Below are 25,575 nucleotides of genomic sequence, written 5' to 3'. Positions count from 1 at the left end.
GGAGGTGCTTATTTTGAAGAAAGCGCTAACTGCAGTAGGGGGAGCGGTTGCCGGCTTTTTAATGGCGACTGTATTTTTTGCGGAAGTTGCACCAAATGTAACTCCACAAAGTTCAGCTAATCTTGAAAGTATAGCAGAGCAAGTATATGTTCCGCATGGGGAACTGGATGATTATTATTTATTTAATTCAGGAGGACACTCTGGACAGTTGTTTGTATATGGTGTCCCGTCAATGAGACATATCCGAACTGTACCTATTTTCACTCCAGATCCTGCAACAGGGTATGGGTACGATAAAGAATCAAAAGAAATGTTAGGCGGCTATACTTGGGGAGATTTCCACCACCCAGCTTTATCAGAAACAAATGGTGATTATGATGGAAAATGGCTATTCGCAACTGATGTTGCGAACAACCGTGTAGCGGCAATGGATTTAGGGGATTTCCACACTGTTGATATCCTAAAAGTACCTAACTCTGGTGGTCCTCACTGTGCTGCGTTTGTAACTGAAAATACAGAGTATGTATTCTTCCCAACACGATTTGCCCGACCACTGGACGGGTTCGCTGGCTTAGATGAGTACAGTGAAAAATATCGTGGTGTAATGTCAGCAGTAACATTTGATGAAGAAACGAAAAAACTTGATATTGCTTATCAAGTGGCTCTTCCTCCATGGTCGTATGATCTGTCTGATGCAGGGAAAGGTCCATCAGCTGATTGGTCATTATTAACGACCTATAACACAGAAGAAGCAACAACAAACCTAGAAATTAATGCTTCACAAGCTGACAAAGACTTTATCGTTTTATTTAATTGGAAAGAGCTGGCAGATAAAGTTACCAATGGAGAATATGAAGACTTTAATGGTCAAAAAATGATTTTCCCTGAGAACTTAGATGGTGGAATGTACTTAGTTCCAGTTGCTAAATCTCCTCATGGTGTCGACGTTACTCCGGACGGAACACGTTTTATCGCATCTGGTAAATTAGCACCTGCAATGACGGTTTTCTCATTTGAAAAAGCATTCGAAGCAATTGCGAATGAAGATTTCTCTGGAGAAAGAAATGGGATTCCAATTTTAAACTATGAATCTGTTATGGAAAGAGAAGTTGATCCTCCGGGAGCACTCGGACCACTTCATACACAATTCGATGATCGCGGCAATGCTTATACAACAATGTTTATCTCTTCTGAGGTTGTTAAATGGGATGTAAACACTGGTGAAGTATTAGACCGTGCTGACACATTCTATTCACCAGGTCACTTAGTTGGATCACATGGGGATACTGCTGCACCTACTGGAGAGTATTTAGTTTCATTAAATAAGATTGCAAAAGACAACTATTTATCTGTTGGACCATCACACCCTGAATCAATGGATTTATTTGATATTTCCGGTGATACAATGGTTCATTTATCTTCAACACCGGTAAATCCAGAGCCTCACTACGGCCAAATGGTTCATCGTGATGTGTTAAAACCATTCACAGTTTATGAAAAAGATGAAAACAATCCACTAGCAGTTTACGATCAAGCAGATACTCGTATCGAGCGTGATGGTAATCATGTAAGTGTCTTTGGTATTACAATGCGTTCGAAGTTTATCTTTGATGCAAACTCAGCTAGACCAGATGTAATTGAGGTAAATGAAGGTGACCTCGTTTCAATTCACTTAACGAACACTGACTTTGACCAAGATATTACTCACGGTTTTGGAATAATGGACTATGACCTAAACTTTGAGCAACAACCAGGTCAAACGAAAACATTAGAGTTTGTTGCAGATAAACCAGGAGTATATCCAATTTATTGTACAAACTTCTGTTCTGCATTACACCAAGAAATGACTGGATATTTAATCGTTAACCCTAAATAAGAAGAGAAAAACAAAAAGGGTATTATTATAATACCCTTTTTGGATTATGTTTTAGGAGATGAAACGGAATGTCTAAGAAACTATCAGTAGTTTCAGTATTGAGTTTATTTGGTTCAGCAGGTTTACTCATTATTTCTTTATTTCTTCCTTGGTGGGGAATGAGATTTTTTGCTCCTCAATACCGGGAAGGCTTGAATATCATTGTCTATCCAAATAAGTTGGATGGGGAAATTGATATTGTTAATAATCTGAATCATTATATTGGTATGGCGAACTTTAGTGAAGCAACTTTTCCAGAATTACAATATCTTCCTTATATCATAGTTGCTTTTGCAGTAATGATTATAATTGTTGCTCTACTTAGAAATAAGAAGTTAATATACGGACTTCTCTCACTCTTTGTCATTGGTGGTGTGATTGGGATTGTCCGGATGAATTATTGGTTAACAGAATTTGGAACAAATCTTGATCCGAAAGCTCCAATTAAAATAGATCCATTTGTTCCGCCTATTATTGGAGAAAATACATTAGCAAACTTTGTTACACACAGTTATTTTACGTATGGGGCATACCTGCTCGTATTGGCATTTATATTGATGGTATATCCGCTTTGGAGGGAGCGAAAGAGATGAAAAAAGTAGTGGCTTTGTGGTTTTTTATCTTCGTATTGCAAGTGAATATAACGGCATTTGCAGAAACAAATGTTAACTTACAGCAACTCATCGATCAAACTCCAGAGTATGGAGTGATTGAGCTAGACAATCAAACCTACATTGGGAATCTTTCAATCACAAAGCCTCTAACGATTATCGGTAGTGAAAAGAGTGTTATCAGAGGAGATGGAACTGATAATGTGATTTCAATACATGCAGAAGGTGTTCGAGTCGAAAATGTGAAAATCGAGAATAGTGGAAAAAGCCGTAACACAGAAGAAGAACATGCAGGTATAAAAATTCATTCCAATCACAATGTTTTAAAGGATATTATGATTGATGACTCATTTCATGGAGTTTATTTAAGTCAAGCTCATTATAATGAGTTACATAATATTTCAGTTACTGGGATGGGTGGAAATACTGTTGCTGCACAAGGAAATGGAATCCATGTTTATTATTCAAACAGCAACCAATTAATTGATATTAATGTTACAGGGACAAGGGATGGCCTTTTTTTTGATTATTCTAATGACAATGAGGTTGTCGGTAATGTATTGAGTGAAACGAGATACGGTCTTCATTTTATGTATTCGAATAATAACCGATTTTACAACAATCGTTTTGTTTTTAATACTGGTGGAGCAGCGATTATGAATTCACATCAAAATGAAGTAATAGGCAATGAATTTTCATTTAATCAAAGTACACGTTCATTTGGATTACTATTACAAATGGCGAATGAAAATACAATTTGTGACAATACATTTTTTCAAAATCAGCGAGGCCTTTTTATTGACCAATCCCAATTAAACCGTATTGAGAATAATCAAATCTTTCAAAACCAAATAGGTGTAGAAATATGGGCGAGTGCAAAACATCAAACATTCACAAATAATCACTTCTTCAAAAATACGGCAGCTGTTATTACAGCTGGCGGCCGTAGTGAAAATAACTGGAGTGAAAATGGACTTGGAAATTATTGGGGGAACACCGTTCCTCAGCTAGATTTAAATCAAGATGGAATCGGTGATTTTCCTGTTGAATATACTTCATCGTTATATCAACTGATTGAAGAGAATGAGTTAGCTTATCTGTTCTTAAATAGCCCGACCATTGCTATCTATGAAAAGATGAATGAGTTATTAAGTAGACAACAAGTGATGTTCGTAGATGACTACCCGTTATTAAACAACAAAGAAGAAAAAAATAACTGGCTCATTGTCTTGTTCGTTCTAGTAAGTACAGGTTGGATTTTGTATAGGAGGTGGAAGAGGGGATGAATTATATTGTTAAAGAGTGGAAAGAGCTTTCACGGGGAAAAGGACTATGGCTATCAATCGCAATGGTGGCACTTGTCTCTGTTTTTCTGTTGCTGGAGGCAAGAACTTTTCCCTTAGAGCAAGGTTTTGAAGTCTATTTACTGTCTCTTTACGATATGAATGTCTATTTATTGCCGTTATTAAGCTTATTTCTATCAGCATTTGCAATTATGCAGGAAAAGGAAATGAAAACCTTAATGATGGTAATGACAAAAAAGGAATCCTATCGAAGCTTTCTTTTGAAAAAAAGTCTATCAATACACGTGATTACACTCGGGCTTTTTATTGGACTTTATTTTATAATGGCTGTTCCGATGAAACTATATTTGTCCTTTTCAGTCACCAGCTTTTTAACCTTTTTATTAACTGTAATAATTTATCTGCTTATTTTTAATCAGATAGGGATTTTCATAGGCAGTATTTGTACAAGTAGGATGCAATTAGTTGGAGCAGCTGTGTTTACGTGGTTCTTTTTTATTTTTCTGGTGGATCTTATTTTCCTCTATTATTTACCGGCTGTTTCTTATGATAATGTTACTATGTTTTCGGTGTTTTATTTCTTAGACCCGCTTCATGCGATTCGGTTTTTCTTTGAGACATCGTTGGGTATTTTTTCATTAGAGTATATGTCAAGGTTAATGGAAAAATTGGTTTGGATGTCGCCTGCAAAGTTTTTACTGGTTAACGTCATCATTTGGATTATTGTTGCTTTTGAATTAGCGGTCCAGCTTCATAGCAAGGGGGAGAAATTTTGATTGAAATTAGTGGGTTAACTAAGACGTTTCAGAAGAAAAAGGTATTAGATGATGTTCACCTAGTTGTGGAAAGAAACGAATGTTGTGCATTAGTTGGAAGAAATGGTGCTGGAAAATCAACGTTAATTCACGCGATGTTAAGCATTCTACCTGTTAATAGTGGAACAGTTAAATTAAATGGAGTAGTAAATACAAAAAATAATTGGAAAAAATCTGTAGCCTATCTACCAGAAAAATTTCAATTATATCCTCACTTGACAGGAATGGAAAATATTCAATTTTTTGCAGAGTTAGGCGAAAAGAAAGTGAATGAAAAGCGTATAGAAGAAATGCTTGGCAAAGTGAGTCTCTGGGATGATCGAAATCACCAAGTGAAGGGGTATTCAAAAGGGATGCTTCAACGATTGGGACTTGCGATCATGCTTTATTATGATACGGAAATTTTAATTTTGGACGAGCCGACAAGTGGACTCGATCCAATGGGAAGAGAAGAGGTATTAGCTATTTTAAAATCCCTGACAGATAAAACAGTTTTTCTATCTTCTCATCATATGGACGAAATAAAGCAAATATGTTCGCATGTAGCTTTTTTAGAAAATGGCAAAATAACGAAATATACAGTTGATGATTTTACAAAAAAATTAACTTTAGGAGGATCGTATTAAGTGAAAAAATTTATTTTCTTTTTATGTTTGTTATTAATTATTGCGACAGGGTGCAGTACAAATGCTGATATCGATGTTCAAATGAAACAAGAGCCGACTCATATGAATGATGAGTTAACTATTAGTGTAGAGCAAGGAGGAGAGCCATTATCAAATTTAGAGGTGATAGGAACGTTTGAAATGGCGCAAATGGACCATGGGACAGTTGATTTTTCCTTTGAAGAAACGGATGCAGGAATATACAATGCCAATCTCGAACTGCCGATGCCGGGTGAATGGGTTGTATATTTAACGTTGATTGATGGGGATAATCAGTTGGAGCATATTTTAAACTTTGATGTCCCAGTCAGCCAAAAGAGTGTATTAGCTCCTGAAGTGGATGGTGCAATTGCTGCAATTAATGGTGACTATATTATGGAGGAAGATTTAGAGTTTTATCAATTTATTAATTTGCTGCAAGTAGCACTTTACCGTGAGTCAGATAAACAAACGTATGAAGGGGAAGATTTAGAGAATGCCATGAACTTCTGGGATCTTCAAGAGAAGGATGCTAGAAATGTTAATTCATTATTAACACAGATTATTAGGCTAAGAGCTGTTGCCTTATTATCATTGGAAAAAGGTCATGAAGCAACTCAAGAAGAAATTGATGATGAAGTAAACAAAATCAGACAGGAATTAGAAGCTGAACCGATAGCAAAAGTTATGATTGAGCAGTATGGTGAAAATAAATTCTGGAATAAGCAGCTAAGTCAGTATGAATTGATCGTATTAGCCAATAAAGTACAACAAGACATGATTGATAGTGTTCGGGAAGAAAATCCTGAAGCAGATAATCAAGAGGTTAACTTCTTAGCACAGAAACAATATGAAGATTTATTAGTTTCTCAAGTCGAATCTTTAGATATTGATATTTATTTAAATTAAACAATATAAAGCAACACAACAGTAGCCTTGCCCTGTGTGTTGCTTTATTTTTTGTTTTATGTTGTTTGCTTAATAGAAGATTCTTGGTCTGGCAGTAGAGAAACCGCTTTCATAAATGTAGTCTTTTAATGAATACTTTTTTGAAGGATTATTGACTAAGTTAATGTCATCCACTAGCTGTTCAATACTAACGATTACTGATAATGCATAGTCTTTGTTTTCTGGGGTGTACTCAATGTTTGGAATGTCTTCAATTACTATTTTTGTCCCATTGTGATGCTCAAATTCAATTGATTGGTACATAGAAATTCCCCTCCCTAGTTCTGCATACTTTCATTCTAGTAGAAAATTATCTACATTTACCGTGATAAATGGTACAAAATTAGTAAATTGATTAAATGTTCACAAAATTTCCTCAATTAAATTTAATTCAGTATATCATAACGTTGCTTTCTAGGAAAGACGGAATTTGAAATGAAGATATTAAATATCAATATAAAAAAAGAATCTGCACAGTACAGATTCTTTCTCTTTATTATAATTAAAGTTCTCTTTTAAAAGTAGTAATGTAATGAACATTCTCGACTTCAGTAGCCACTTCATTAGAATAGCCCTTATTTTTCATTACTTTTAACAAAGGCTCAGGAATAAATGGAGTATGGAGTACGAATACATCATTTTCATTTAATGAATCAACTGCCCCCATAATTTTTTGGAAAGGTTCAACTTTATTCTTTAAATCCTCACGTACATCTAATTCAACAACTTTTGATTCTGTTGCCATATATATTCCTCCTTCAGAAAAAACTTCTTCTTTCATGTTAAAGTATACAAATTTTAATTAAATGATGAAGTGATGACCGTCACGAATGGGAAAGATCTTATGAATTATAAAAATAAATGAAGCCATTCTGTTCTCATCCTATAGTTATGCCTGCATATTCATATGGGAAAAAAGATGTATTTAATAAAATTATTTTATTTAGTGACGTTCCTCACAGAAGATACTTTTATAAAACAATATAATCAACTTGTAAAGATAAATAAGGGGAAATTTCGAAAGACAACCTAAGTCATTTATTCTTGTCTGTAGTTTCTCTTTATTTGAGAATAAGATTCATTTTCATTGATAAATCACTAAGGGGAGGTTGAAAATCAATGGCAGCTACAAGACCAGATCAAAAAGAAAAGCATGAAAAGGAAACATCGATGGTAGGGACAGCGATTGGTGTTGGATTTGTTGGAGTAGTAATTTTGATCTCGTATATTACGTTATACGGCCTGTATTTGGCTAGAGTATAGAAAGGGGATATGACAATGCATAAATCAGAAAAAGTCTGGCTTACATTAAGCTTCGGAATGATCATGGCCTTTATGATTGCAACAGGTTATCAAGCATTTGCGTTAGGAATGGCACCTCCGGGAGGAACGGAAACGATTGATCCACAAAAAGTAGATGAAACAGCACCATTTGATCAACCGGGAATTACACAAATTGGGGAAAACGAATATGAAGTGGTAATGACATTACAGATCTTTAGTTTTACACCAATGGAAATTGAAGTTCCTGCTGGTTCTACTGTTCATTTTAAATTAACTTCAAAAGACGTTGTACACGGATTTCAAATTGTTGATACAAATGCAAATGGAATGGTTATGCCGGGACACGTTCTAAACATTACGCAAACTTTTAATGAGCCTGGTGAGTATTTAGTATTATGTAATGAATATTGTGGTACTGGTCACCAATTTATGAGTACAACAATTACAGTGAAATAAAGGGGTGAGTGAAATTGGCAACAGCTAACATACAGTCTTTAAAAAATAAAACAGATCAAATGTTGGGAGTTAATCCTGAGGATGCTAAATTAACGAAATCATATTTATTTGTCGCTTTTATCGCATTACTTCTTGGGGGAATTTTCGGACTTTTACAAGGGTTAAATCGTGCTGGTCTACTTGAATTACCTATATGGCTTAATTATTATCAAGTTCTTACTGCTCACGGTTTAATGTTAGTCGTTATCTTCTCTGGGTTCTTTATGATTGGTTACTTTCAATCAAGTCTTTCACATACATTAGGTGGTCTTCTTCCTAAAGTTAGAAAGATGTCATGGATTGGTTTTGGATTAGGCATGTTCGGTACCGTTTTAGTCGTTATTATGGTATTAATGAATGAAGCATCAGTCATGTATACATTTTATCCGCCGATGAAGGCAAATCCAATCTTTTATTTTGGCTTAGTATTTGTCGTATTAGGAATTTGGATGAACTGTTTTGGAGCATTTATTCAAGTAGCGAATTGGAGAAAGAAACATAAAGGTGAGCATCTTCCAATTCTAGCTTTCTTTGCAACAGGAGCGTTTGTCCTATTAATGGGTGCAACTTCATTTGTAGCAGTAGAAGTTCTTTTCCTTATCCTTCCTTGGTCACTTGGCTGGGTGGATACAATTAATGTCATGCTTGCACGTACACTATTTTGGGCTTTTGGACATACAGCAGTTAATATTTGGTATTTAACGGCGGTATCCGCATGGTATGTTGTTGTACCTAGAGTAATTGGTGGAACACTTTGGAATGATACGTTAACTCGTGTTGTAGTTATTGCACTTGTCATCATGAACATTACAGGTGGATTCCATCACCAAATCGTTGACCCGGGTATCACAGATTCAATTAAATATATGCACGTATTTATGAGTTTGGCAATCGGTTTCCCATCATTAATGACTGCTTATGCTTTATTTGCAGTAATGGAGCGTACTGGCAGACGCAAAGGCGGAAAAGGTGCTCTTGGTTGGTTGAAGAAGTTACCATGGGGCGATGTTCGTTTCTTAGCTCCATTTATCGCTATGCTTGCTTTTGCTCCAGCTGGTGCAGGCGGTATTGCTCAAACAACATTCCAATTAGATTCAGTCGTTCATAACACAATGTGGATCGTTGGACACTTCCACTTAACGTTAGGGATGTCCGTTGCAATGACATTCTTTGGAATTAGTTATTGGTTAATTCCTTATTTATCAGGACGTGTATTAACACCAGCAATGAACAAATTAGGTGTTATTCAAACGATCATTTGGACAGTCGCGATGATTATTATGTCATTCTCTATGCACACTGCGGGACTTTTTGGATCACCGCGAAGAACTTCGTATACAACATATGGAGACCATGCAGCAGCATTAGGCTGGGATCCATACATGATGGCTGTAGGTGTTGGAGCTGTTCTTCTATTAATCGGGGTTATCATTCAAGTGTACGCAGTTATTAATTTAATGTTCTTTGCACCGAAAGGCCAAACAGAATTCCCAATTGCAGAAAAAGAGCCGGGAGATGTTTCTGGGTATTGGACAGAAAGATGGGGAGTATGGGTTGTTCTTATGATCATCGTAGTTGCAATGGCCTATGTTGTCCCTATGGTTGACATGATTGTTAATGCACCACCAGGATCACCACCATTTAAAACTTGGTAAACTTATTTGAAAAAAAGAGATAGCTCGTGTAGCACGGCTATCTCTTTACTCTTAGTTTGGTACTGTTAAAGTATCAAAATTATAGATTTAGGAAGTGACCTACATGAATAAAAATCGGCATAATACAATTGCTGTCATTGTTGTTTTATTATTTGGATGTATCTTGTTTTATGTAGGAACAGATGGATTTCGTGCGTATACAGCAGAAACCGCAAGAGTAAATCAATTAATGAAAGATCAACCTCAATTTCCAGATGTAACTTTTGAGGATAGTAATGGTCGAACATATTCTTTTACTGAATTCGAAAATAAATATGTATTTATTACATTTATGTATACATCATGTAAAACAGTCTGCTTAACGTTAGAAAAGAATATGGCAGATGTTTACGAACTTATTCCTGAACAATATATCGGGGAAGACATTGTCTTTCTAAGTATCAGCTTTGATCCAGAGAAAGACGATCCTGCAACGTTAAATCAATATAAAGAACTTTTTAATAGTGACGGAGAAACGTGGAGAATGGCAAGAATTCAAGATCAGAAAGAATTAGATGCATTGTTAAATGAGTTTGGAGTTATCGTGATTCCTGATGAGTATGGAAACTTCGCTCATAATTCTGCGTTCTATTTAGTCGATAGAGAAGGTACGTTAACGAATGTAATGGATTATATGGAGATTGAAGAAGCTGCAAATACTGTTGTTAACATACTCGAAAACGATAAGGGGGAGTAATCTATGGATCAATTTAAATTAGGGTTAGCGCTATTTATTTTCTTAGTAATTCCCCCTATTGCTAATTTTATGGAATCAATCATGGTTATTCATATGCATATGCAAATGCCTATGCTCGTTATTGCAGGACTATTAATGGCACCATTCTTTCAAAAACGGTTCCCGCAATTTTTTGAAAAATGGAATGGCACAGGATTTCCAGGACTTCTTTTGTTTATCATTATTATGGGTTACTGGCTCCTGCCTAGAACGATGGATGAGGCACTTACGTTAACAAGTGTGGAAGTATTTAAATTTATCAGTTTACCTTTTTTGGCAGGGGTTCCGTTGCGTGACAGCTGGAAGAAAATTAGTAAGTTTGGGAAAAATATTCTGATTGCGATATTTACAGTAATATTTTTGGGAATGGGATTTTTATATATTTATGCACCATTCCAATTATGCAACAATTACCTGATGATTGAACAGTTAACGCTTGGTTGGGGATTTCTGTTAACAGCGATCGGAATGATCATTTATCTGTTGTATGTAGCATTTGTTGACCCTTCAGAATATGAGTAGAAATCATTGGCAAATTTATTTTAGGAAAGAATCATGACTGATCTGCTAAGATGGTATACAATATAGATGTTTAAGACAACTTCTTAGGGGAGGTTAAAATGAATAAACAAGAAATACTTTCTCCGCAGAATGTTGGGAAAGCTGAGGTTTCTATACCTAATAAACTAAGTGCGCCGACACTGATATCTGATTTGAAGTCATTGTTAAAAGCGCCTGTTTTAATTGCAAATGTTCTACCGGTGTTTACTGGTTTTTGGTTAGCGTTGTATTTTTCAAATGCCTCTTTCTATGAATACTGGGATATGTTCCTGTTAACAATCTTGGGAAGTACATTTGTTATGGCAGGTGCACTTGTACTTAATAATTGGTACGATGTTGATATTGACTCCATCATGGCAAGGACGAAACAACGTCCAACAGTAACGGGGAATATTCCACTAAAAATTGTTTTGATATTGGGAATTTCGCTAACGGTTATTGGATTCATTCTGTTACTTTTTACTACTATTGAAGCAACGATCTATGCATTTATAGGATGGTTTACTTATGTCATTTTATACACAATGTGGTCAAAACGTAAATATACGTTAAATACAGTGATTGGGAGTATTTCAGGTGCAGTTACGCCGTTAATTGGTTGGACAGTTATTTCATCCGGTTTTCATATCGTTCCAATAATGCTATTTGCTATTTTGTTTATTTGGCAAATGCCACATACATTTGCGATTGCAATGAGGAAATATGAAGAGTATAAAGCAGCAGGCGTTGCGATGCTTCCTGTTGTTCATGGATTTAATATGACAAAACGTCAGATGATCGTTTATGTAGCATGTCTATTGCCTTTACCATTTTATTTAATTCAGCTTGGTACAACCTTTGTTGTGATTGCTACATTATTGAATCTAGCATGGCTAGGAATTAGCATTAGAGGCTTATTTACGAAAGATAACCAAAAATATGCCTATATCAGCTTTCTCTATTCAGTAAACTATATAACGATTTTATTCCTATTAATGGTCATTGTTACATTGCCAGTATTTAAGTAGTAAAACGTAATCTCTCTCTGTGAACAGTGAGAGATTTTTTAATATATTGTAATCGGTATATATTAAGGATCAACATCAAACGATTACTAGGCAAATTTAAAAAGAGTAAATAAAAAGCACTCGCTGCCATTTGACATTGAATGCTTATAAGGGCGAAATGTATTTGGTATTAAATCATTAACTAAGAAAAGACTTTAATTCATCTACTTCATGGATAGTTATATAACCTTTATTAACTGAGAGAATATCTTTTCCTTTTAAATTACTAATCATTCGGTTAACACTTTCTCTTGTTGCCCCAAAAAAGTTACCGAGATCTTGATTTGTCAATTTCAAATTGATTTTCACGCCAGTGCTTGTTTGCTCGCCATATTCTTTGGCAAGTCTTAGTAAAGTGGATGCCAGTGAACCGAGATTACCATATAAAACAACATCTCGTAATGTTGTTTGAGCAGCACGAAGTCGGTCAGCCATCACCCGGAAAATTTCCATTGCCAAGTCAGGTCGATTTGAGATAAATTTTTCTAAGTCTTCATTTTGGATATAAGAAACACTCCCCTGCTCCAAAATAGTTGCAGTAGCAGGATATGTCATTTCTGATTTTGCAAATAAAGCTACCTCCGCAAACATTTGTCCGCTCATTCGAATGCCTAGTGTAATCTCTTTTCCGTCAGATGTACATTTACTTAAGCGCACTTTTCCTTTGTTAATAAAAAAGATTGCACTAGCTTTGTCATAATCTTGAAAAAGAACCTCACCTTTTCTCACAGTCTTAACTTTGACAATGTCATTTAGAGCCATCGTTGTGTCTTCTGATAGTCCTTTAAAAAGTGGGATTTGACCAACAATATCTTTCACTAACATGATCATCACTCCAAACTCAAATGAAAGTATTTTCTCATAATTTTATCTATACGTATGGTTTTTTCTTATTCTAACAGTGGAGAGCATGGAACACTGTGATTTTTTACACAATTATCTTAGAAAATAATTGTTTTAAAAAGAGAGTATTTTGTTAAAAAAAATGTTTAGTAATTTCTTCTTTTTAGATGGGTTTGTGACTATTCTCACAGTCATTACCTCATTTCTTTTCTATGATTAGTACAGGAATACATCACGCTTTCCGTTCTCAAAAAGTTGTAAGTAACGGGAGCCAGGAGGGAATTCTATGAGACATATATTTACAGAACGAGACTATAATGAAAATCCGTTTATTGTTATTTGGGAAGTAACTAGAGCATGTGCCTTAAAATGCTTGCACTGTCGTGCAGAAGCTCAATATACAGCAGATCCAAGACAACTTTCTTTTGAAGAAGGTAAGAAATTGATAGATGATATTGCCGAAATGAAAAACCCGTTATTTGTTTTTACAGGTGGCGATCCATTAATGCGCCCAGATCTATATGATCTAGCAAAATATGCGATTGAAGAAAAAGGTTTGCCTGTATCGATGACGCCCAGTGCAACACCTAAAGTAACAAGGGATGCGATCGAAAAGGCAAAGGATGTTGGCTTATCTCGTTGGGCATTTAGTTTAGATGGATCATGTGCAGAAATTCATGATCATTTCCGTGGAACGAAAGGCTCGTATGATACAACAATGAGAGGGATTGAATATTTAAAGGAGTTAAATATCCCGATTCAGGTAAATACGGTTGTATCAAACTACAATATTAATGATTTAGAAGCAATTTCTGAAAAGGTAAAAGATATGGGAGCGGTGTTATGGAGCGTATTTTTCCTTATTCCAACAGGTAGAGGAATGGAAAAGGATATGGTATCTCCTGAGCAGCATGAAGAAGTATTGAAGTGGTTGTTCAAAATTCAAAAAGAAATGCCGTACGATGTGAAAACAACTGAGGCCCCTCACTATCGTCGTGTTTTCTTACAGGAAAAGAAACGACATGGAATCGAGGATACAAATAGCAATAAACGTTTTGATACGTTGGGCCGAGCACCAAAAGGTGTTAATGATGGTGATGGTTTCGTATTCATTAGTCATATCGGTGATGTGTATCCAAGTGGATTTTTACCAGTAAAATGCGGGAATGTCCGTGAAGAGCCTTTATCAAAAATTTACCGCGAATCTCCAATTATGAAAGATCTTCGAAATAAATCTTTACTAAAAGGAAAATGTGGTGTTTGTGAGTTTAAAGAAATTTGTGGCGGTTCGAGAGCAAGAGCATATGCAACGACTGGTGATTATTTAGAGAGTGATCCTTACTGCTCTTATATTCCAAAAGCATACGAAAAAGAGCTTGCTAATTTAAAATAAAAACAAAAATTTGATGACGTGATTATGCTCACTGAATATCATGCGGGTTAACACTATAATCAAAGTATAAAGTTAATTAAAGAGACTCAATGCAAGGGTCTCTTTTCATTACTAACACTACGAGTAAGAGGAGGAGTCATGAAGGGCTATACTAAAATACTAATTGTTCTAAGCATCATCTATTTAGTTATTGGAACTTTTCTAGGAACGTTATTTTTCTTTGAACCTAGCTTGATGAAACTTAAGCCTGTTCATGTTCATCTTAACTTATTAGGATTTATGTCAATGATGATCTATGGTGTTCTGTATCATGTTCTGCCGCGATTTATTGGTGTTCCGCTCCATAGTGAGAAAATGGCCTGGTTTCATTTATACGCAGGGAATATTTCCCTGATACTTTTATTAATTGCAATGGCTTTGTTTTACACCGGAACAATGAATGGAGCGTTTGACTGGGCAAAGTGGGTAGCGTTAGGACATTGGTTAACGATTGTTGTTTTTGCATATAACATATTCCGAACAGTAAGAAGTGCATCAAAAAAATAAATAAAACAAACGCAAAGAAAGGATGAAAGTTATGAAATATACAAAAGAGATGACAGTTGAGCAAATTATGGAGAGTTCACGCGAAGCCATGCAAATATTAACGCAATTTAACGTTGATACATGTTGTGGAGCCAAGAATTCATTAGAACACCAGGCAAAAGCAGACAATGCCGATTTAGAAGAGGTACTGGCAAAGTTAAATGCAATTGGGTAAAGATAATTTAGGATTTAAAATGTAGAATTTAGAATTAACTTTAATAATTCATAGATGTTACTAAGAACAAAGGGCACTTCATTATTTTAATGAGGATGCCCTTTTTAAATTCTAACCTTCAATAAAACGAGCCAAAAATCAACATCAAACGATAACACAGCTAAATTAGTAACTGGGTTTGCTAGAAAAAATTATAAATTTTTGTGATCATGCTCACGGTGAAGTTCATTATCAACGATTAAAATGAAATTAAATTAAACAATATCTTAATAGGTTAATCTTCAATGAAAGGATTTGATAAGATGATTAAACGTGTCGTCCTTATGTATTTGTTCATATTTACGTTTGGCTTTATTTACATGTTTATTGCGGGACTTCATCAAAGTTGGTTTTATTCATTCGGGTGGTTTATTGCGGCTGTGGCAATAGGAACTTTTCTTGCAAAGTTTCCAGTGCCGATTATGCAAAGGTGGGTAGGGATCATTATTCAGTTCTTTGCACTGTTTATTCCAATCAAAATATTAATGATTATTCATGATGCCGGAATCGTTCATTTTCCACGTATCGCGGAACTTAATCCATTATTAATTTTAGGTCAACTGTACTTAGTCATTGTTGTGTTAATTTCAAGCTTCTCGATCGTAGTTTGGTTAGGGTATCGAGCTGAAAAAAAAAGGTCAGCAGCTAGCGGCTATATTCACGCTGAAGGAATTGGAGAAGAAAAAGCTAAGAAAATTTCTGGCTAAATATACAGAAATTTCTAATGTCTAGGTTCAATTTTTAAGAAAATGTGACGAAAATGCAACTTTTGTGTAAACGTGATACATCTCACAACTTTTCATTATCGGATCACCTATAATGAATTCAGACAAAGGCATTGAGAAGTAATATAGATTCATAGAGAGAAAAAAGAATCATTAGGAGATGAAACTTAAAATGTCTACAATATGGATTCGTCGGTTTAGACGATCAACACAGCTGTTATCATTGCTGCTCTTAACATTGATGCCATGGCTCGATATTTTTAGGTTAGATTTAGCCGGTGGCTATTTTGTTATCGCAGGTAAATCGTTTCTTATCAGTCAATTATTTTTACTTATTCTGGCATTTGGGATTGCGCTAACAATCTTGGCACTGTTTGCAAGAACAATGGGCCGATTGTTTTGCGGCTGGCTTTGTCCACAAACTACGTGGTCAGAGCTTGGTGGAAAAATCGTTGAAAGAATATCAAAGTATAAAAAAATAAAAAATCCAAGTAGTAAGAAAACAAAATTACTTATTAATATTATAACACGATTACTTATTGCAGTTCCACTAATGTGGCTTTTCTATACCGTTCTTGTCAGTTACTTCATTTCACCAGAAAAAATTGTTGCTTGGTATACACATGAAGGGCTGCCAATGTGGTATGTAGCATTAGGCGCAAAATTTTCCGTATTAGCTTTTATTGATTTAGTTGTTATCCGTCATAGCTATTGTCAATCACTTTGTCCTTATGGATTAATGCAGAAGGTAGTACAAAAGAACAAAGTTTTCAAAGTTACCTTTAATCCCGATGCTTGTATTGATTGTAACCTCTGTGACCAAGCATGTCCGATGGATCTCTATCCAAGGTCAATAACACCAAAAGACTCATGTATCAGTTGTCAACAATGCGTAGTTGCTTGTGGTACAAGGGCAGAGAAGTTCCAGGAAAAGAAAATGGATTATGGTACTGAGAATTGTTTATCAATGTCATTTAAGCCATATGAGCCGACTTTAAGAGAAAAGTTTGATAAAGTCTCTTTCGGGTTTTTAAGCTTAGCAGTTGCATTGGCTACTATATTTACGGTTGTAATTGTTCTTGATAACGGCCTTGATGTAAAGATTACACCAATCACAGCAACGCAAGCGTTTGCACAAGAAGGAGAAGAGCAAGTCGTTGAAGATGATGTTTATTATCGTGAGTATCAACTGAAAATTGCCAATACAACAAGTGAAGAAAAAGAATTTTCTTTTGAAATTCGAAGTGAAGTTGAAGGACTATCATTTGTGACAGTGCCAGAAAAAGTTACTGTATCTCCTACATCAGAATGGGAGGAAGAAATTGAAATTGGATTGTTTACTAATGAAGTGAATCATGGAAGATTTATTATTTGGGTTGATGTTTACTCTCAAGGGGAGGTGGTTGAGTCAATAAAGAGCGTCTTTTATTATCAACCTAGGTCATAAACAATGAAGAAAGGATGAAACAGATGAGAAACTTATTTATGTACGTCGGATTCGGCGTAGTCTTGTTATTAGTTACTTTAGTCGTATCATTTACAACTGTGGATTGGGGATTAGCAGAAGATCATGGGGAGCCTTACTGGGCAATGAATGAAGATTCAATGGCATGGCAGGGTCAGAGAGTAATTACAGAAGCAGGTTGTTTACAATGTCATAGTTACCGTGGACAGTTAGGTCAAGCAACAGGACCAACACTGGATGCTGTAGGACTTCGTTTGCCAGAGCAAGCAATTGAAACATTTATTCGTCATGGTAGTGGTGTAATGCCAGCTTACCAAGATAGACTTTCTGAAGATGAAATCAAATTATTAGCCGAGTGGTTAAGTACATTTGATGTTCCATACGAAGAACGCTAAGAGTGAATTAAGGGGGAGTTAATCATGGCAAAAGGTAATACAGTCACAGTTCGTTTTGATAATTCGAACAGTGTGGCCAGTAAGTTTTTATTAACAAGTGCGTTTTACTTAGTTGTTGTCGCATTAGTTGGTGTACTGATGAGTTTTATGTTAGTGAAACCAGGAACACTTCCAGCATTTATTGATTTTGTAGCATTACGTGGTATTCACTTACAGGCTATTATTTTTGGTTGGTTATCAATGGCGTTAATGGGTGCTATCTATCATGTTGTACCACGAATTGTAAAAAGGGACTTATATTCTAAAGCATTAGGAAACTTACACTATGCTTTAATGCATGTAGGTATTGCAGTAGTTGTTGTTACATTATTAATGGGGTTTAACACAGGTCGTGAATATCTTGAGCCTGTACCATTAGTAGCAGTAGCAGTGGTTGTTATTTGGTTAATTTTTTTCAGTAACATTTTAATGACAATTTTAAAAGGTGATGTGCCTAAATTTTCACCGGCTTTAAACTTTATCTTATTATCTATCTTATATCTTGGTATTAACTATCTTTGGGCTAACTTTGGTTTCTGGAATGGAGTAAGAGATAATTTATCTGTTTGGACTTTTGCGCATAATGCCGTTAATGGTTGGTTTATGTTCTCAATGGTTGGTATTTTCTATTATTTTATCCCTAAGATGACTGGCTTAGAAGGAAAAGATAAGCCTTATCCGGAGTTTTTAAGTAAAGTTCACTTTGCATTTGTATGTATTTTCATTCCACCTTCTGCACTACACCACTTACTATATGCAGAAGCTCCAGTTAACATGTTCTGGAAGCTCGCAGGTGAATGGACATCAGTAGGTATGTTAATTCCTACATTCATCTGGTTCTATATCATTGCAGTAAGTATTAAAAACAGTAAAAAACGTATTGGTGTACCTGGTATGTTTGTTGTAGCAACAATGGTATTCTATGTAATGAACTGTGTACAAGGGTCATCACAATCAATCCGTTTTATCAACGACTTTACACACCAAACTCAATGGGTTGTAGGTCATGCTCACTTAGCTTTACTCGGATTTATTTCATTCGGTGTATTCGCAATCACATATTGGATTCTTGGACAGTTCTATGGAGCAAATGCATTTAATCCTAATTTAGGAAAAGGTCATTTCTGGTTAGTTATTGCTGGTTTCCTTGGAATGTTTATTCCACTGACTATTGCAGGTCTTATTGAAGGATCAATGAGAGGTACAGGTGCTGATTTCTACACAATGCGTGAAGCAATTCAAGGCTACTTATGGGCACGCTTATGGTTTGGACTATTAACAATGGCATCTTTCGTTGTATTCTTAATGAATATCTGGAAAGTTATTTCAAAAGCAAAGCAGACGAATTTCGAGCCTGTTACAGCTGAAGAACGTGAAATGACATTCACAAAAGAAGCTTAATTAATAACAAATTGAAGTGTAATATATACAGTAAAACGTTCACCTTTATAAAAATAGTGGTGGGCGTTTTTCTATTTATTACTAGCTTACCATTTCAAAACCATGTTCTGGAAGATGTAACAAACTATCAATTTCACTTTAGTACTATTATAACAGTGTTTATGCCTGAATGTAAAGGTTTATTAGGTTTTTCTTTAAGTGATTTTGTGATGATTGTCATAGAGGCAAAACCATTCTGCCTATATACTTTACGCTATAGGGTACTTAAAAAAAAGTGACATCGAGAAGTGAGTCATAGAAAGGTAGTAAGGAGGTGGAGAGGTGTCCATCAAATCATTAATTTTTAAGCATTTATGGCGTTATAAACGTAAAATGATTGGGATGTTTTTATGTTTGGTTATCGTTATCACAACGATTACTGCCCTTTATCATTTAATTGAGGGCATGAATGAAAGTTTAAGTGTTACATTTGATGAGGTTGGTCCAAATGTGATTATTACACCAAAACAAGAGGATTTAAGTCTTACGTTTGCTCACATTACGATTGAGGGGGAAACAAAGTCAATCGCAATGGATGAAATTAAGAAGATTGATCAAATAGAGTATGCAGACTATATCGCTTATTTATCTCCAAAACTATTGGAAGTAGATCAGATAAATGGTGAGCAAGTTGCTTTAATTGGTGTACTCTTTGAAAATGAGAAAACTGTAAAAACAAAAATAAGTTATGAAGGGGAATATCCAGAAGCCGATCATCAAATCATGGTCGGTTCTCTACTGGCAGACGAAATGAATTTTTCGCTTGGTCAGTTCATCGACATTAAGGGTGAGCAATTTGAAATTACAGCAATCATGAAGCCTCAAGGTAATGAACAAGATCAATTTCTCTTTATTGATTTAAATAAAACTCAGCAACTATTTAATCGTGAAAATGAGATTTCTCTCATTGAGATAGCAGCGCATTGTTATTCGTGTCCTATCTATGACATTGTCAGTCAGGTTCGTGTAGCGATTCCGTCAGTAGATGTAAAACCATTAATGGATGTTGCCTTAGCGAGAGAGGCGACGTTAGATCGATTTAAAATATTCTTCTATTCAGTGGCAATCATGCTTTTCTTGTCAGGATCTTATTTACTAATGTACTTTATGTCTTCATTCACTAGTAAACGGCGACAAGAGATTGGTATCCTCCGAACAATCGGTTTTACGAATAAGCAAATTGAAAAAATGATATTTGGAGAAGCATTAATCCTTGGTGTTGTAGGAGGACTGCTTGGCTACTTATTAGGTATTGGTTTTGTATGGCTTAGTAAATTACTATGGTTCAATGAATCTGTTATATTATCGTTGCCACTACTTAACTTCTTGCTTATTATTGGTCTTTCAATCTCAATGATGATAATCGCAGTAATAGGACCGATGAGATATGCGTCAACGTTAGATCCGGTTCAGGCAATCAAAAAGTTATAGGTGGTGAACAACAATGATCGAAGTAAAGGATCTATGCAAGCAGTTTAAAGATGGGGAGAAAATGATTGATGTGTTGAAAAAGATCTCTTTTACGATTAATGAAGGTGACTTTGTCTCAATAGTTGGTGCCTCAGGCTCCGGGAAAAGTACGTTATTGACAATTATCGGTGGTCTCCAGGAACCGACATCAGGACATGTATATTTTAAAGGTCAGGATATTTTTGCTGATTCAAAAGAAGACTTAGCGATTTTTAGACAAAAACATATTGGCTTTGTCTTTCAGCAAATGCATCTTATCCCATATTTAACAGCACTAGAAAATGTCCTATTACCATTAGTTCCTTTAAATATGTCAATTGAAGAACAACTAGAAAGAGGAAGGTGGGCACTTGAGAAGGTTGGTTTAAAAGGAAAGGAAAACCGGTATCCTGATCAGCTTTCTGGTGGTGAGCAAGGTCGTGTTGCATTAGCACGTGCCATTGTGAATAAACCACCACTCATTCTAGCGGATGAACCAACGGGAAATCTTGATTCAAAAACAGGAAAAACAATTATGGACCTATTTAAAGAGCTGAATAACGAGGGACAAACAATTTTGTTTATTACTCATCATCCTGAACATGCAAATTACGGGAATCGCGTCTTTGATATGCAAGATGGATTGATCGTCGAATCGAGGTGATGGTATGAATTGGTTCCATTTAGTAAAAAAAAGCTTACTCAAGCGTAAGAAAAAATCAATGATACTCCTTACAGCTATTGCAATGGGTGTTTTCATCATTAGTGCATTTATCTCTTCTTATCAAGGGATGGTAAAGTCAGTTGAAAAGGGTGTAGAGAGCTTTGGACAATCATATGTACTGGCACCGAAACAAGAAGATCGGAAACAACATATCAGCTACCATGGGATTCCGATTGTTGTCCAGGATGAACAACCACCACTGACCCTTACAACGGAAGATTATGAAGAAATAGCTGCAGAATATAATCATGCTGTTGCGATTAGCCCAAGATCTGTTTTACGAGTATATGAGGAAGAGTTACAGCAGAATTTTGCGATTGTAGGGATAGATATTGAGTCAGAAAAAAAGATGAAGCCATGGTGGAAAATATACGGAAAATGGCCCGCGAATGAAAATGAAATAGTAATCGGACACGAAATTAGAAATCAGTATCAATTACATGCCGGAGATGAATTAACACTTACGGTAAATGGGGAAACATCGTCATTTGTTATCTCAGGTGCTTTGCACTATACAGGACTTACTGATGACCGTTTGCTATTTTTTGATTTTCATCACAATATTAAACAATCACCGTTAGACATTCACTTTGTAGAAATGGTATTACCTTTTCATCAAACTGGTATTTCTTCAACTCCTGAAGGGTGGGAATGGAAGGACGCCAAAAGTGCATTAGGGGAAGAACGACTTGAAACAGTCAATAAAATATCCGATTATGCCCCTTACATTTTGGGATTCACTGTTTTTTTAGGAGCGTTGATCATCCTTATTACGTTAATACTTCAAGTTGAGGAAAGACGTTCAGAGTTTGCTTTATGGCAGGCTGTTGGTCTAACCAAAAAACTAATTGTCCGAATGCTCATGATGGAAATTTTCATCATCGCTATTATAGGGACTGTAATAGGGGTTATTTTAGGGATTTTGTCAGCACATACCTGGTCTGCATTAATGAGTGGGTTAGAATTTTTTGCTTGGATAAGTATGGTACAAATTATCTTCATTATGGTTGGAACAATTGTCGTAACGATGCTGATATCAATATATCCGCTTATCCGAGCATTAAGACAAGAACCTATTAGTTTGTTAGGGGAACAAAATTAAAAACAGAAAGAAGGTATCTCAAATGAAAAATAATAAAAATGTAGAGGACTATAAAGCGGAAGTAAAACGGTTAAGAAAGTTTGTTAAGTTATCAGCATTTGCAATTGGAATATTAGGAATTCTAGGTGGAGCGCTGCTTTATTTTAATGGAGTAAAAGATTGGGGCGTTATTTGGACTTGTATTGGGGCATTTTTATGTGTTGCGATACCAGTAAAAGCGTTAAAAGATGAGTTCCGGGAAGACTATGATACAATGGAAGTAGCAGACTAACACTAACTAAACCCTCGGCTTTGCCGAGGGTTTTTTTGATCGTTAATAGTTTTGGCATACATTGGAAAAGGTAAAGGGGAGCTGTGTAAAGATTTATTTTCATATTAATTTTTAGGAAGAAAACTTATGTTATAATTGATAAGCAAAATCATTCAGGGAAAAATTCCATTTATAAGTGTAATTATGGTAAATGTATTTTTCCATAGATAGGGGGAGAGATGATTGCGTCGTTCTTGGGCTATAATACCATTATTCTATTTAGCTTTAACAGCACTTTCTGGCGTAGTCATGAGGTGGATGGGGATTTATCCTATTCAGACTTTAAATTATGGTCATTTGTTACATGCACATTCGCATCTAGCGATTTTAGGATGGGGATTTGTAGCGCTGTTTCTTTTTTTTGTCTATTACTTTTTCCGTCCGGAAGATCGATATTCCCGCTCTATTACTTGGCTATTCTGGATTACACAGTTAACTGTAATCGGGATGTTTATTTCATTTAGTTACCAAGGGTATGGGATTGTTTCGATTATATTTTCTACAATACATATTTTATTATCCTATTGGTTTATCATTTTAATTGTTATGTACTTCAGAAAAAGGAGTTTACTTACAGGAGAATTACAAATTCCGGCTTTATACGGATTAGGAGCAGTTGTTTGCTTATTCCTATCTTCATTTGGACCATGGATGTTAGCATATTTAAGTGCAAATAAGCTTACCCATCTTCCATTTTTTGATATGGCAGTCTACTTTTATTTGCATTTTCAATACAATGGTTGGTTTACTTTAGGTTTAATCGCTATTATTTTTGCCTTTCTTGAAAAACAACAGATAAACTATCCAAAAGGGTTGGCAAAAATACAATTTATATTCTTTATCATATCCATTCTCCCGGCGTATCTTCTTTCAGTATTATGGTATGATTTGAACTTCATTTGGCACGTAGTTGCGATTGTTGCGGGAGTCGTTCATTGGGTTTCGATGATTATCTTTTTTTATATCCTTTTTATAATAAGAAGAAGTATTCTATTAATTTTTAAAGGGTGGTCAAAGGTATTTTTGGGATTATCACTTTTTTCATTATTTATAAAAATTACGATGGAACTCGGCTCTGCAATACCGGTATTAACAAGTCTTATTTATGATACGAGAAGTGTTATTATTGGGTATCTGCATTTAACTCTATTAGGTTTTGTTAGCTTTTTGTGTTTGGCTCTTTATATGAGAAGCTCATGGTTAAGATCTCGAAATGTAATAGGGACAATTGGGTATACTTTATTTATCATTGGTTTTATTATGAATGAGTTATATTTATTCCTTCAGAGCTTACTTGTTTGGCTTAATACAGCTACATTACCTTTTTATGAGTGGACACTACTAATAAGCAGCCTCATGATGTTCCTAGGCATTGTTATATTCATTAGTGCAAATAACCAAAGACATATTACGAAAACCAACTGATCAATCAGTTGGTTTTTTCAAATGGTTAAGAAGGACCAAAACGAAATGATGTGACGATAATCACTGTCAAGGTTAAAAATTGGCTCTAAAATTTAAATAAAGAGTGACAATGATAACCAAATAAATGAGGTGGTCGAATGTGTTGTCAAAAAGGGTGTAATAACATCAAGGCATGTTTAAAAAGGGTATCATTGTTTAAAGATCTAAGTGAAGATCATTTAATGGCTATACAAGGCTCGTCAAAACAAAGTGAATACCAAAAAGGTGAAAATATTTTTGCTGAAGGTGATAAGACAGATAGTCTGTTTATCATCAGTAAGGGACGAGTAAAATTGTATTCCTGCAGTAGTCGTGGTCGTGAACAGATTTTGCGTACATTAGGTCCTGGTTCAATTATCGGTGAATACACATTATTTCGAAATGAGAGATATACTTTTTTTGCTGAAGCACTTGAAAAAACAAAAGTTTGTCAGTTAAGTAAGAAGAATTTAGTAGACGCGATTCGGATGAATTCCGAACTAGCTGTCCGATTATTAGATGTAATGAGTCAACGACTAGAGCAGGCTGAGGAAACAATAAAACAATTTGGTACGTTAAATGTGGAACAAAGAATTGCCCAATATTTATTAAATATGCCGAAAAACGAAGGGAAAGTAGTTGATGGGCAGGTTGAATTATCGATTAGTAAGAAACATTTGGCATCATTACTTGGGATGAGTCGTGAAACGTTCAGTCGTAAATTATCACAATTTCAAAAACAAGGATGGGTTACATTTGTAGGCCCAAATGTGATGAAGCTAACGGATAAAGAAGCATTAGAAAATCTCCTAAATGAACAATAGTTCGTTAGTATGTAAAGGCGTCTATATTAATAGATGCTTTTTTTCTTTGTCTATTTTTCTTGATTCTACAGATCTAGTATTATGTTATTTTTGTTACAAATTATACAAAGACTTATACTAGTAAAATTTAGAAGCATTGTGTTCATTTTGTGACACATAGAGCAAACGTGATAACAATCACGTTTTTGAAACATGATTTCAATTATATTATAAGTAAGAAATAGCTCTTAGTAGCTATAATAAAACAACATTGAGACATAAGAGCTTGTTAGAATTTTTCAAATCCCTAGTAAAAAATCTAACGATAAAAGCTCAATCCCTAGTATCTTTGTTGTTTACTTTCAAACAAATTAGGAGGGTCTTATCTATGAAAAAGGCATTAGGTTTAAGTGCAAGCGCAATGTTAGCATTAGCACTGTTAGTAGGTTGTGGTGCTCAAAGCACTTCTGAAGAGAAAGTTGAAGAGAAAGTTGATCAAAGTGTTGAAGTTGAACAAACATCAACATCAGGCGGCAGTTACAGCTATGAAGTAAATCCGGAAGACTATGAGCCGATTGAACCGCATAAAGGT

Annotated in this window: 28 protein-coding genes and 1 pseudogene; 26 read left to right on the top strand and 3 right to left on the bottom strand. The window is 35.3% G+C overall.

Translation table 11 applies throughout. The annotated features are described in order from the left end of the window. The first annotated feature begins 10 nt into the window (after nucleotides 1-10). The 6 genes from nosZ (at nucleotide 11) to ACJ2A9_RS11910 (ending at nucleotide 6,198) form a co-directional block, all read left to right on the top strand. On the top strand, nucleotides 11-1,876 hold the full coding sequence (gene nosZ, locus ACJ2A9_RS11935) for a Sec-dependent nitrous-oxide reductase (protein ID WP_441422182.1): 1,866 nt from the start codon (nucleotides 11-13) through the stop codon (nucleotides 1,874-1,876). Between the two features lie 68 nt (nucleotides 1,877-1,944). Next, the gene (locus ACJ2A9_RS11930; protein ID WP_441421890.1) at nucleotides 1,945-2,508 is read left to right on the top strand and encodes a hypothetical protein; all 564 of its coding nucleotides are present in this window, start codon (nucleotides 1,945-1,947) and stop codon (nucleotides 2,506-2,508) included. Further along, nucleotides 2,505-3,812: a nitrous oxide reductase family maturation protein NosD gene (nosD, locus tag ACJ2A9_RS11925; protein WP_441421889.1), complete on the top strand. Its 1,308-nt coding sequence runs from the start codon at nucleotides 2,505-2,507 to the stop codon at nucleotides 3,810-3,812. The genes ACJ2A9_RS11930 and nosD overlap by 4 nt, the downstream gene beginning before the upstream one ends. Continuing rightward, entirely contained in the window at nucleotides 3,809-4,606 is a 798-nt protein-coding gene (locus ACJ2A9_RS11920; protein ID WP_441421888.1) for an ABC transporter permease subunit, read from the top strand. The genes nosD and ACJ2A9_RS11920 overlap by 4 nt, the downstream gene beginning before the upstream one ends. Next, entirely contained in the window at nucleotides 4,603-5,271 is a 669-nt protein-coding gene (locus ACJ2A9_RS11915; RefSeq protein ID WP_441421887.1) for an ABC transporter ATP-binding protein, read from the top strand. Before ACJ2A9_RS11920 ends, ACJ2A9_RS11915 begins: the two co-directional genes overlap by 4 nt. After that, a complete protein-coding gene (locus ACJ2A9_RS11910) occupies nucleotides 5,272-6,198 on the top strand; it encodes a FixH family protein (RefSeq protein ID WP_441421886.1) in 927 nt (308 codons plus the stop codon). 69 nt (nucleotides 6,199-6,267) lie between these two features. On the opposite strand, the gene ACJ2A9_RS11905 is transcribed toward ACJ2A9_RS11910, so the two are convergent. Together ACJ2A9_RS11905 and ACJ2A9_RS11900 are read right to left on the bottom strand one after the other, a co-directional pair. After that, complete coding sequence (locus ACJ2A9_RS11905; RefSeq protein ID WP_441421885.1) at nucleotides 6,268-6,501, bottom strand: DUF2535 family protein; 234 nt, start codon at nucleotides 6,499-6,501, stop codon at nucleotides 6,268-6,270. A gap of 238 nt (nucleotides 6,502-6,739) precedes the next feature. Continuing rightward, nucleotides 6,740-6,982 carry a DUF2249 domain-containing protein gene (locus ACJ2A9_RS11900; protein WP_441421884.1) on the bottom strand — a complete coding sequence of 81 codons (243 nt, stop codon included), beginning with the start codon at nucleotides 6,980-6,982 and terminating at the stop codon, nucleotides 6,740-6,742. Between the two features lie 374 nt (nucleotides 6,983-7,356). Here ACJ2A9_RS11900 and ACJ2A9_RS11895 point away from each other — a divergent pair, with 374 nt between their 5' ends. From ACJ2A9_RS11895 to cyoE, 6 genes are all read left to right on the top strand, one after another. Continuing rightward, nucleotides 7,357-7,500 carry a hypothetical protein gene (locus ACJ2A9_RS11895; protein WP_441421883.1) on the top strand — a complete coding sequence of 48 codons (144 nt, stop codon included), beginning with the start codon at nucleotides 7,357-7,359 and terminating at the stop codon, nucleotides 7,498-7,500. Between the two features lie 9 nt (nucleotides 7,501-7,509). Then, nucleotides 7,510-7,977 carry a cytochrome c oxidase subunit II gene (locus tag ACJ2A9_RS11890; RefSeq protein WP_441421882.1) on the top strand — a complete coding sequence of 156 codons (468 nt, stop codon included), beginning with the start codon at nucleotides 7,510-7,512 and terminating at the stop codon, nucleotides 7,975-7,977. A 59-nt stretch (nucleotides 7,978-8,036) separates the two neighbouring features. After that, nucleotides 8,037-9,671 carry a cbb3-type cytochrome c oxidase subunit I gene (locus ACJ2A9_RS11885; RefSeq protein ID WP_441422181.1) on the top strand — a complete coding sequence of 545 codons (1,635 nt, stop codon included), beginning with the start codon at nucleotides 8,037-8,039 and terminating at the stop codon, nucleotides 9,669-9,671. Nucleotides 9,672-9,774: 103 nt separating this feature from the next. Then, entirely contained in the window at nucleotides 9,775-10,407 is a 633-nt protein-coding gene (locus tag ACJ2A9_RS11880) for an SCO family protein (protein ID WP_441421881.1), read from the top strand. A gap of 3 nt (nucleotides 10,408-10,410) precedes the next feature. After that, nucleotides 10,411-10,968: a hypothetical protein gene (locus tag ACJ2A9_RS11875; RefSeq protein ID WP_441421880.1), complete on the top strand. Its 558-nt coding sequence runs from the start codon at nucleotides 10,411-10,413 to the stop codon at nucleotides 10,966-10,968. A 98-nt stretch (nucleotides 10,969-11,066) separates the two neighbouring features. Continuing rightward, nucleotides 11,067-12,014, top strand: coding sequence for a heme o synthase (gene cyoE, locus ACJ2A9_RS11870; RefSeq protein ID WP_441421879.1), 948 nt, complete (start codon nucleotides 11,067-11,069; stop codon nucleotides 12,012-12,014). A gap of 177 nt (nucleotides 12,015-12,191) precedes the next feature. Here cyoE and ACJ2A9_RS11865 read toward each other — a convergent pair whose 3' ends face one another. Next, a complete protein-coding gene (locus tag ACJ2A9_RS11865; protein ID WP_441421878.1) occupies nucleotides 12,192-12,878 on the bottom strand; it encodes a Crp/Fnr family transcriptional regulator in 687 nt (228 codons plus the stop codon). A 304-nt stretch (nucleotides 12,879-13,182) separates the two neighbouring features. On the opposite strand from ACJ2A9_RS11865, the gene ACJ2A9_RS11860 reads away from it, so the two are divergent. From ACJ2A9_RS11860 to ACJ2A9_RS11795, 14 genes and pseudogenes are all read left to right on the top strand, one after another. Beyond that, nucleotides 13,183-14,289 (top strand): TIGR04053 family radical SAM/SPASM domain-containing protein, encoded by a 1,107-nt coding sequence (locus ACJ2A9_RS11860; protein ID WP_441421877.1) that lies wholly within the window; start codon nucleotides 13,183-13,185, stop codon nucleotides 14,287-14,289. 138 nt (nucleotides 14,290-14,427) lie between these two features. After that, nucleotides 14,428-14,835 (top strand): hypothetical protein, encoded by a 408-nt coding sequence (locus ACJ2A9_RS11855; protein WP_441421876.1) that lies wholly within the window; start codon nucleotides 14,428-14,430, stop codon nucleotides 14,833-14,835. A 31-nt stretch (nucleotides 14,836-14,866) separates the two neighbouring features. Further along, nucleotides 14,867-15,049 (top strand): DUF542 domain-containing protein, encoded by a 183-nt coding sequence (locus ACJ2A9_RS11850; RefSeq protein ID WP_441421875.1) that lies wholly within the window; start codon nucleotides 14,867-14,869, stop codon nucleotides 15,047-15,049. A 284-nt stretch (nucleotides 15,050-15,333) separates the two neighbouring features. After that, nucleotides 15,334-15,795 carry a hypothetical protein gene (locus tag ACJ2A9_RS11845; RefSeq protein ID WP_441421874.1) on the top strand — a complete coding sequence of 154 codons (462 nt, stop codon included), beginning with the start codon at nucleotides 15,334-15,336 and terminating at the stop codon, nucleotides 15,793-15,795. Nucleotides 15,796-15,985: 190 nt separating this feature from the next. Further along, entirely contained in the window at nucleotides 15,986-17,260 is a 1,275-nt protein-coding gene (locus tag ACJ2A9_RS11840) for a 4Fe-4S binding protein (protein WP_441421873.1), read from the top strand. Nucleotides 17,261-17,283: 23 nt separating this feature from the next. After that, nucleotides 17,284-17,673, top strand: a complete 390-nt coding sequence (locus ACJ2A9_RS11835) for a c-type cytochrome (protein ID WP_441421872.1) — start codon at nucleotides 17,284-17,286, stop codon at nucleotides 17,671-17,673. Nucleotides 17,674-17,697: 24 nt separating this feature from the next. Next, nucleotides 17,698-19,113, top strand: coding sequence for a cbb3-type cytochrome c oxidase subunit I (locus ACJ2A9_RS11830; RefSeq protein WP_441421871.1), 1,416 nt, complete (start codon nucleotides 17,698-17,700; stop codon nucleotides 19,111-19,113). A 321-nt stretch (nucleotides 19,114-19,434) separates the two neighbouring features. Next, entirely contained in the window at nucleotides 19,435-20,583 is a 1,149-nt protein-coding gene (locus tag ACJ2A9_RS11825; protein ID WP_441421870.1) for an ABC transporter permease, read from the top strand. A 13-nt stretch (nucleotides 20,584-20,596) separates the two neighbouring features. Further along, nucleotides 20,597-21,265 carry an ABC transporter ATP-binding protein gene (locus tag ACJ2A9_RS11820; RefSeq protein ID WP_441421869.1) on the top strand — a complete coding sequence of 223 codons (669 nt, stop codon included), beginning with the start codon at nucleotides 20,597-20,599 and terminating at the stop codon, nucleotides 21,263-21,265. A gap of 4 nt (nucleotides 21,266-21,269) precedes the next feature. Continuing rightward, nucleotides 21,270-22,427 carry an ABC transporter permease gene (locus tag ACJ2A9_RS11815; protein WP_441421868.1) on the top strand — a complete coding sequence of 386 codons (1,158 nt, stop codon included), beginning with the start codon at nucleotides 21,270-21,272 and terminating at the stop codon, nucleotides 22,425-22,427. A 22-nt stretch (nucleotides 22,428-22,449) separates the two neighbouring features. Continuing rightward, the gene (locus ACJ2A9_RS11810; protein ID WP_441421867.1) at nucleotides 22,450-22,698 is read left to right on the top strand and encodes a hypothetical protein; all 249 of its coding nucleotides are present in this window, start codon (nucleotides 22,450-22,452) and stop codon (nucleotides 22,696-22,698) included. Nucleotides 22,699-22,920: 222 nt separating this feature from the next. Then, the gene (locus tag ACJ2A9_RS11805) at nucleotides 22,921-24,162 is read left to right on the top strand and encodes a hypothetical protein (RefSeq protein ID WP_441421866.1); all 1,242 of its coding nucleotides are present in this window, start codon (nucleotides 22,921-22,923) and stop codon (nucleotides 24,160-24,162) included. A gap of 191 nt (nucleotides 24,163-24,353) precedes the next feature. Then, entirely contained in the window at nucleotides 24,354-25,004 is a 651-nt protein-coding gene (locus tag ACJ2A9_RS11800; protein WP_441421865.1) for a Crp/Fnr family transcriptional regulator, read from the top strand. Between the two features lie 367 nt (nucleotides 25,005-25,371). Beyond that, nucleotides 25,372-25,575: pseudogene (locus ACJ2A9_RS11795) on the top strand (hypothetical protein); the annotation flags it as partial.

The organism is Anaerobacillus sp. MEB173, assembly GCF_052119505.1.
GTDB lineage: Bacteria > Bacillota > Bacilli > Bacillales > JBJMAU01 > JBJMAU01.
Note: the sequence above shows the minus strand (reverse complement) of the source record. Positions and strands in the feature narration are given on the sequence as shown.

Bases quoted from the DNA above. Each gene is read 5' to 3' on its own strand.
- ACJ2A9_RS11815 (WP_441421868.1), top strand. From the start codon at position 21,270: ATGAATTGGTTCCATTTAGTAAAAAAAAGCTTACTCAAGCGTAAGAAA.
- nosD (WP_441421889.1), top strand. From the start codon at position 2,505: ATGAAAAAAGTAGTGGCTTTGTGGTTTTTTATCTTCGTATTGCAAGTG.
- ACJ2A9_RS11920 (WP_441421888.1), top strand. From the start codon at position 3,809: ATGAATTATATTGTTAAAGAGTGGAAAGAGCTTTCACGGGGAAAAGGA.
- ACJ2A9_RS11875 (WP_441421880.1), top strand. From the start codon at position 10,411: ATGGATCAATTTAAATTAGGGTTAGCGCTATTTATTTTCTTAGTAATT.
- ACJ2A9_RS11865 (WP_441421878.1), bottom strand. From the start codon at position 12,878: ATGTTAGTGAAAGATATTGTTGGTCAAATCCCACTTTTTAAAGGACTA.
- ACJ2A9_RS11895 (WP_441421883.1), top strand. From the start codon at position 7,357: ATGGCAGCTACAAGACCAGATCAAAAAGAAAAGCATGAAAAGGAAACA.
- ACJ2A9_RS11860 (WP_441421877.1), top strand. From the start codon at position 13,183: ATGAGACATATATTTACAGAACGAGACTATAATGAAAATCCGTTTATT.
- ACJ2A9_RS11930 (WP_441421890.1), top strand. From the start codon at position 1,945: ATGTCTAAGAAACTATCAGTAGTTTCAGTATTGAGTTTATTTGGTTCA.
- ACJ2A9_RS11890 (WP_441421882.1), top strand. From the start codon at position 7,510: ATGACAATGCATAAATCAGAAAAAGTCTGGCTTACATTAAGCTTCGGA.
- ACJ2A9_RS11905 (WP_441421885.1), bottom strand. From the start codon at position 6,501: ATGTACCAATCAATTGAATTTGAGCATCACAATGGGACAAAAATAGTA.
- ACJ2A9_RS11840 (WP_441421873.1), top strand. From the start codon at position 15,986: ATGTCTACAATATGGATTCGTCGGTTTAGACGATCAACACAGCTGTTA.
- ACJ2A9_RS11835 (WP_441421872.1), top strand. From the start codon at position 17,284: ATGAGAAACTTATTTATGTACGTCGGATTCGGCGTAGTCTTGTTATTA.
- ACJ2A9_RS11850 (WP_441421875.1), top strand. From the start codon at position 14,867: ATGAAATATACAAAAGAGATGACAGTTGAGCAAATTATGGAGAGTTCA.
- ACJ2A9_RS11845 (WP_441421874.1), top strand. From the start codon at position 15,334: ATGAAAGGATTTGATAAGATGATTAAACGTGTCGTCCTTATGTATTTG.
- ACJ2A9_RS11900 (WP_441421884.1), bottom strand. From the start codon at position 6,982: ATGGCAACAGAATCAAAAGTTGTTGAATTAGATGTACGTGAGGATTTA.
- ACJ2A9_RS11830 (WP_441421871.1), top strand. From the start codon at position 17,698: ATGGCAAAAGGTAATACAGTCACAGTTCGTTTTGATAATTCGAACAGT.
- ACJ2A9_RS11880 (WP_441421881.1), top strand. From the start codon at position 9,775: ATGAATAAAAATCGGCATAATACAATTGCTGTCATTGTTGTTTTATTA.
- ACJ2A9_RS11820 (WP_441421869.1), top strand. From the start codon at position 20,597: ATGATCGAAGTAAAGGATCTATGCAAGCAGTTTAAAGATGGGGAGAAA.
- ACJ2A9_RS11810 (WP_441421867.1), top strand. From the start codon at position 22,450: ATGAAAAATAATAAAAATGTAGAGGACTATAAAGCGGAAGTAAAACGG.
- cyoE (WP_441421879.1), top strand. From the start codon at position 11,067: ATGAATAAACAAGAAATACTTTCTCCGCAGAATGTTGGGAAAGCTGAG.
- ACJ2A9_RS11855 (WP_441421876.1), top strand. From the start codon at position 14,428: ATGAAGGGCTATACTAAAATACTAATTGTTCTAAGCATCATCTATTTA.
- ACJ2A9_RS11885 (WP_441422181.1), top strand. From the start codon at position 8,037: ATGTTGGGAGTTAATCCTGAGGATGCTAAATTAACGAAATCATATTTA.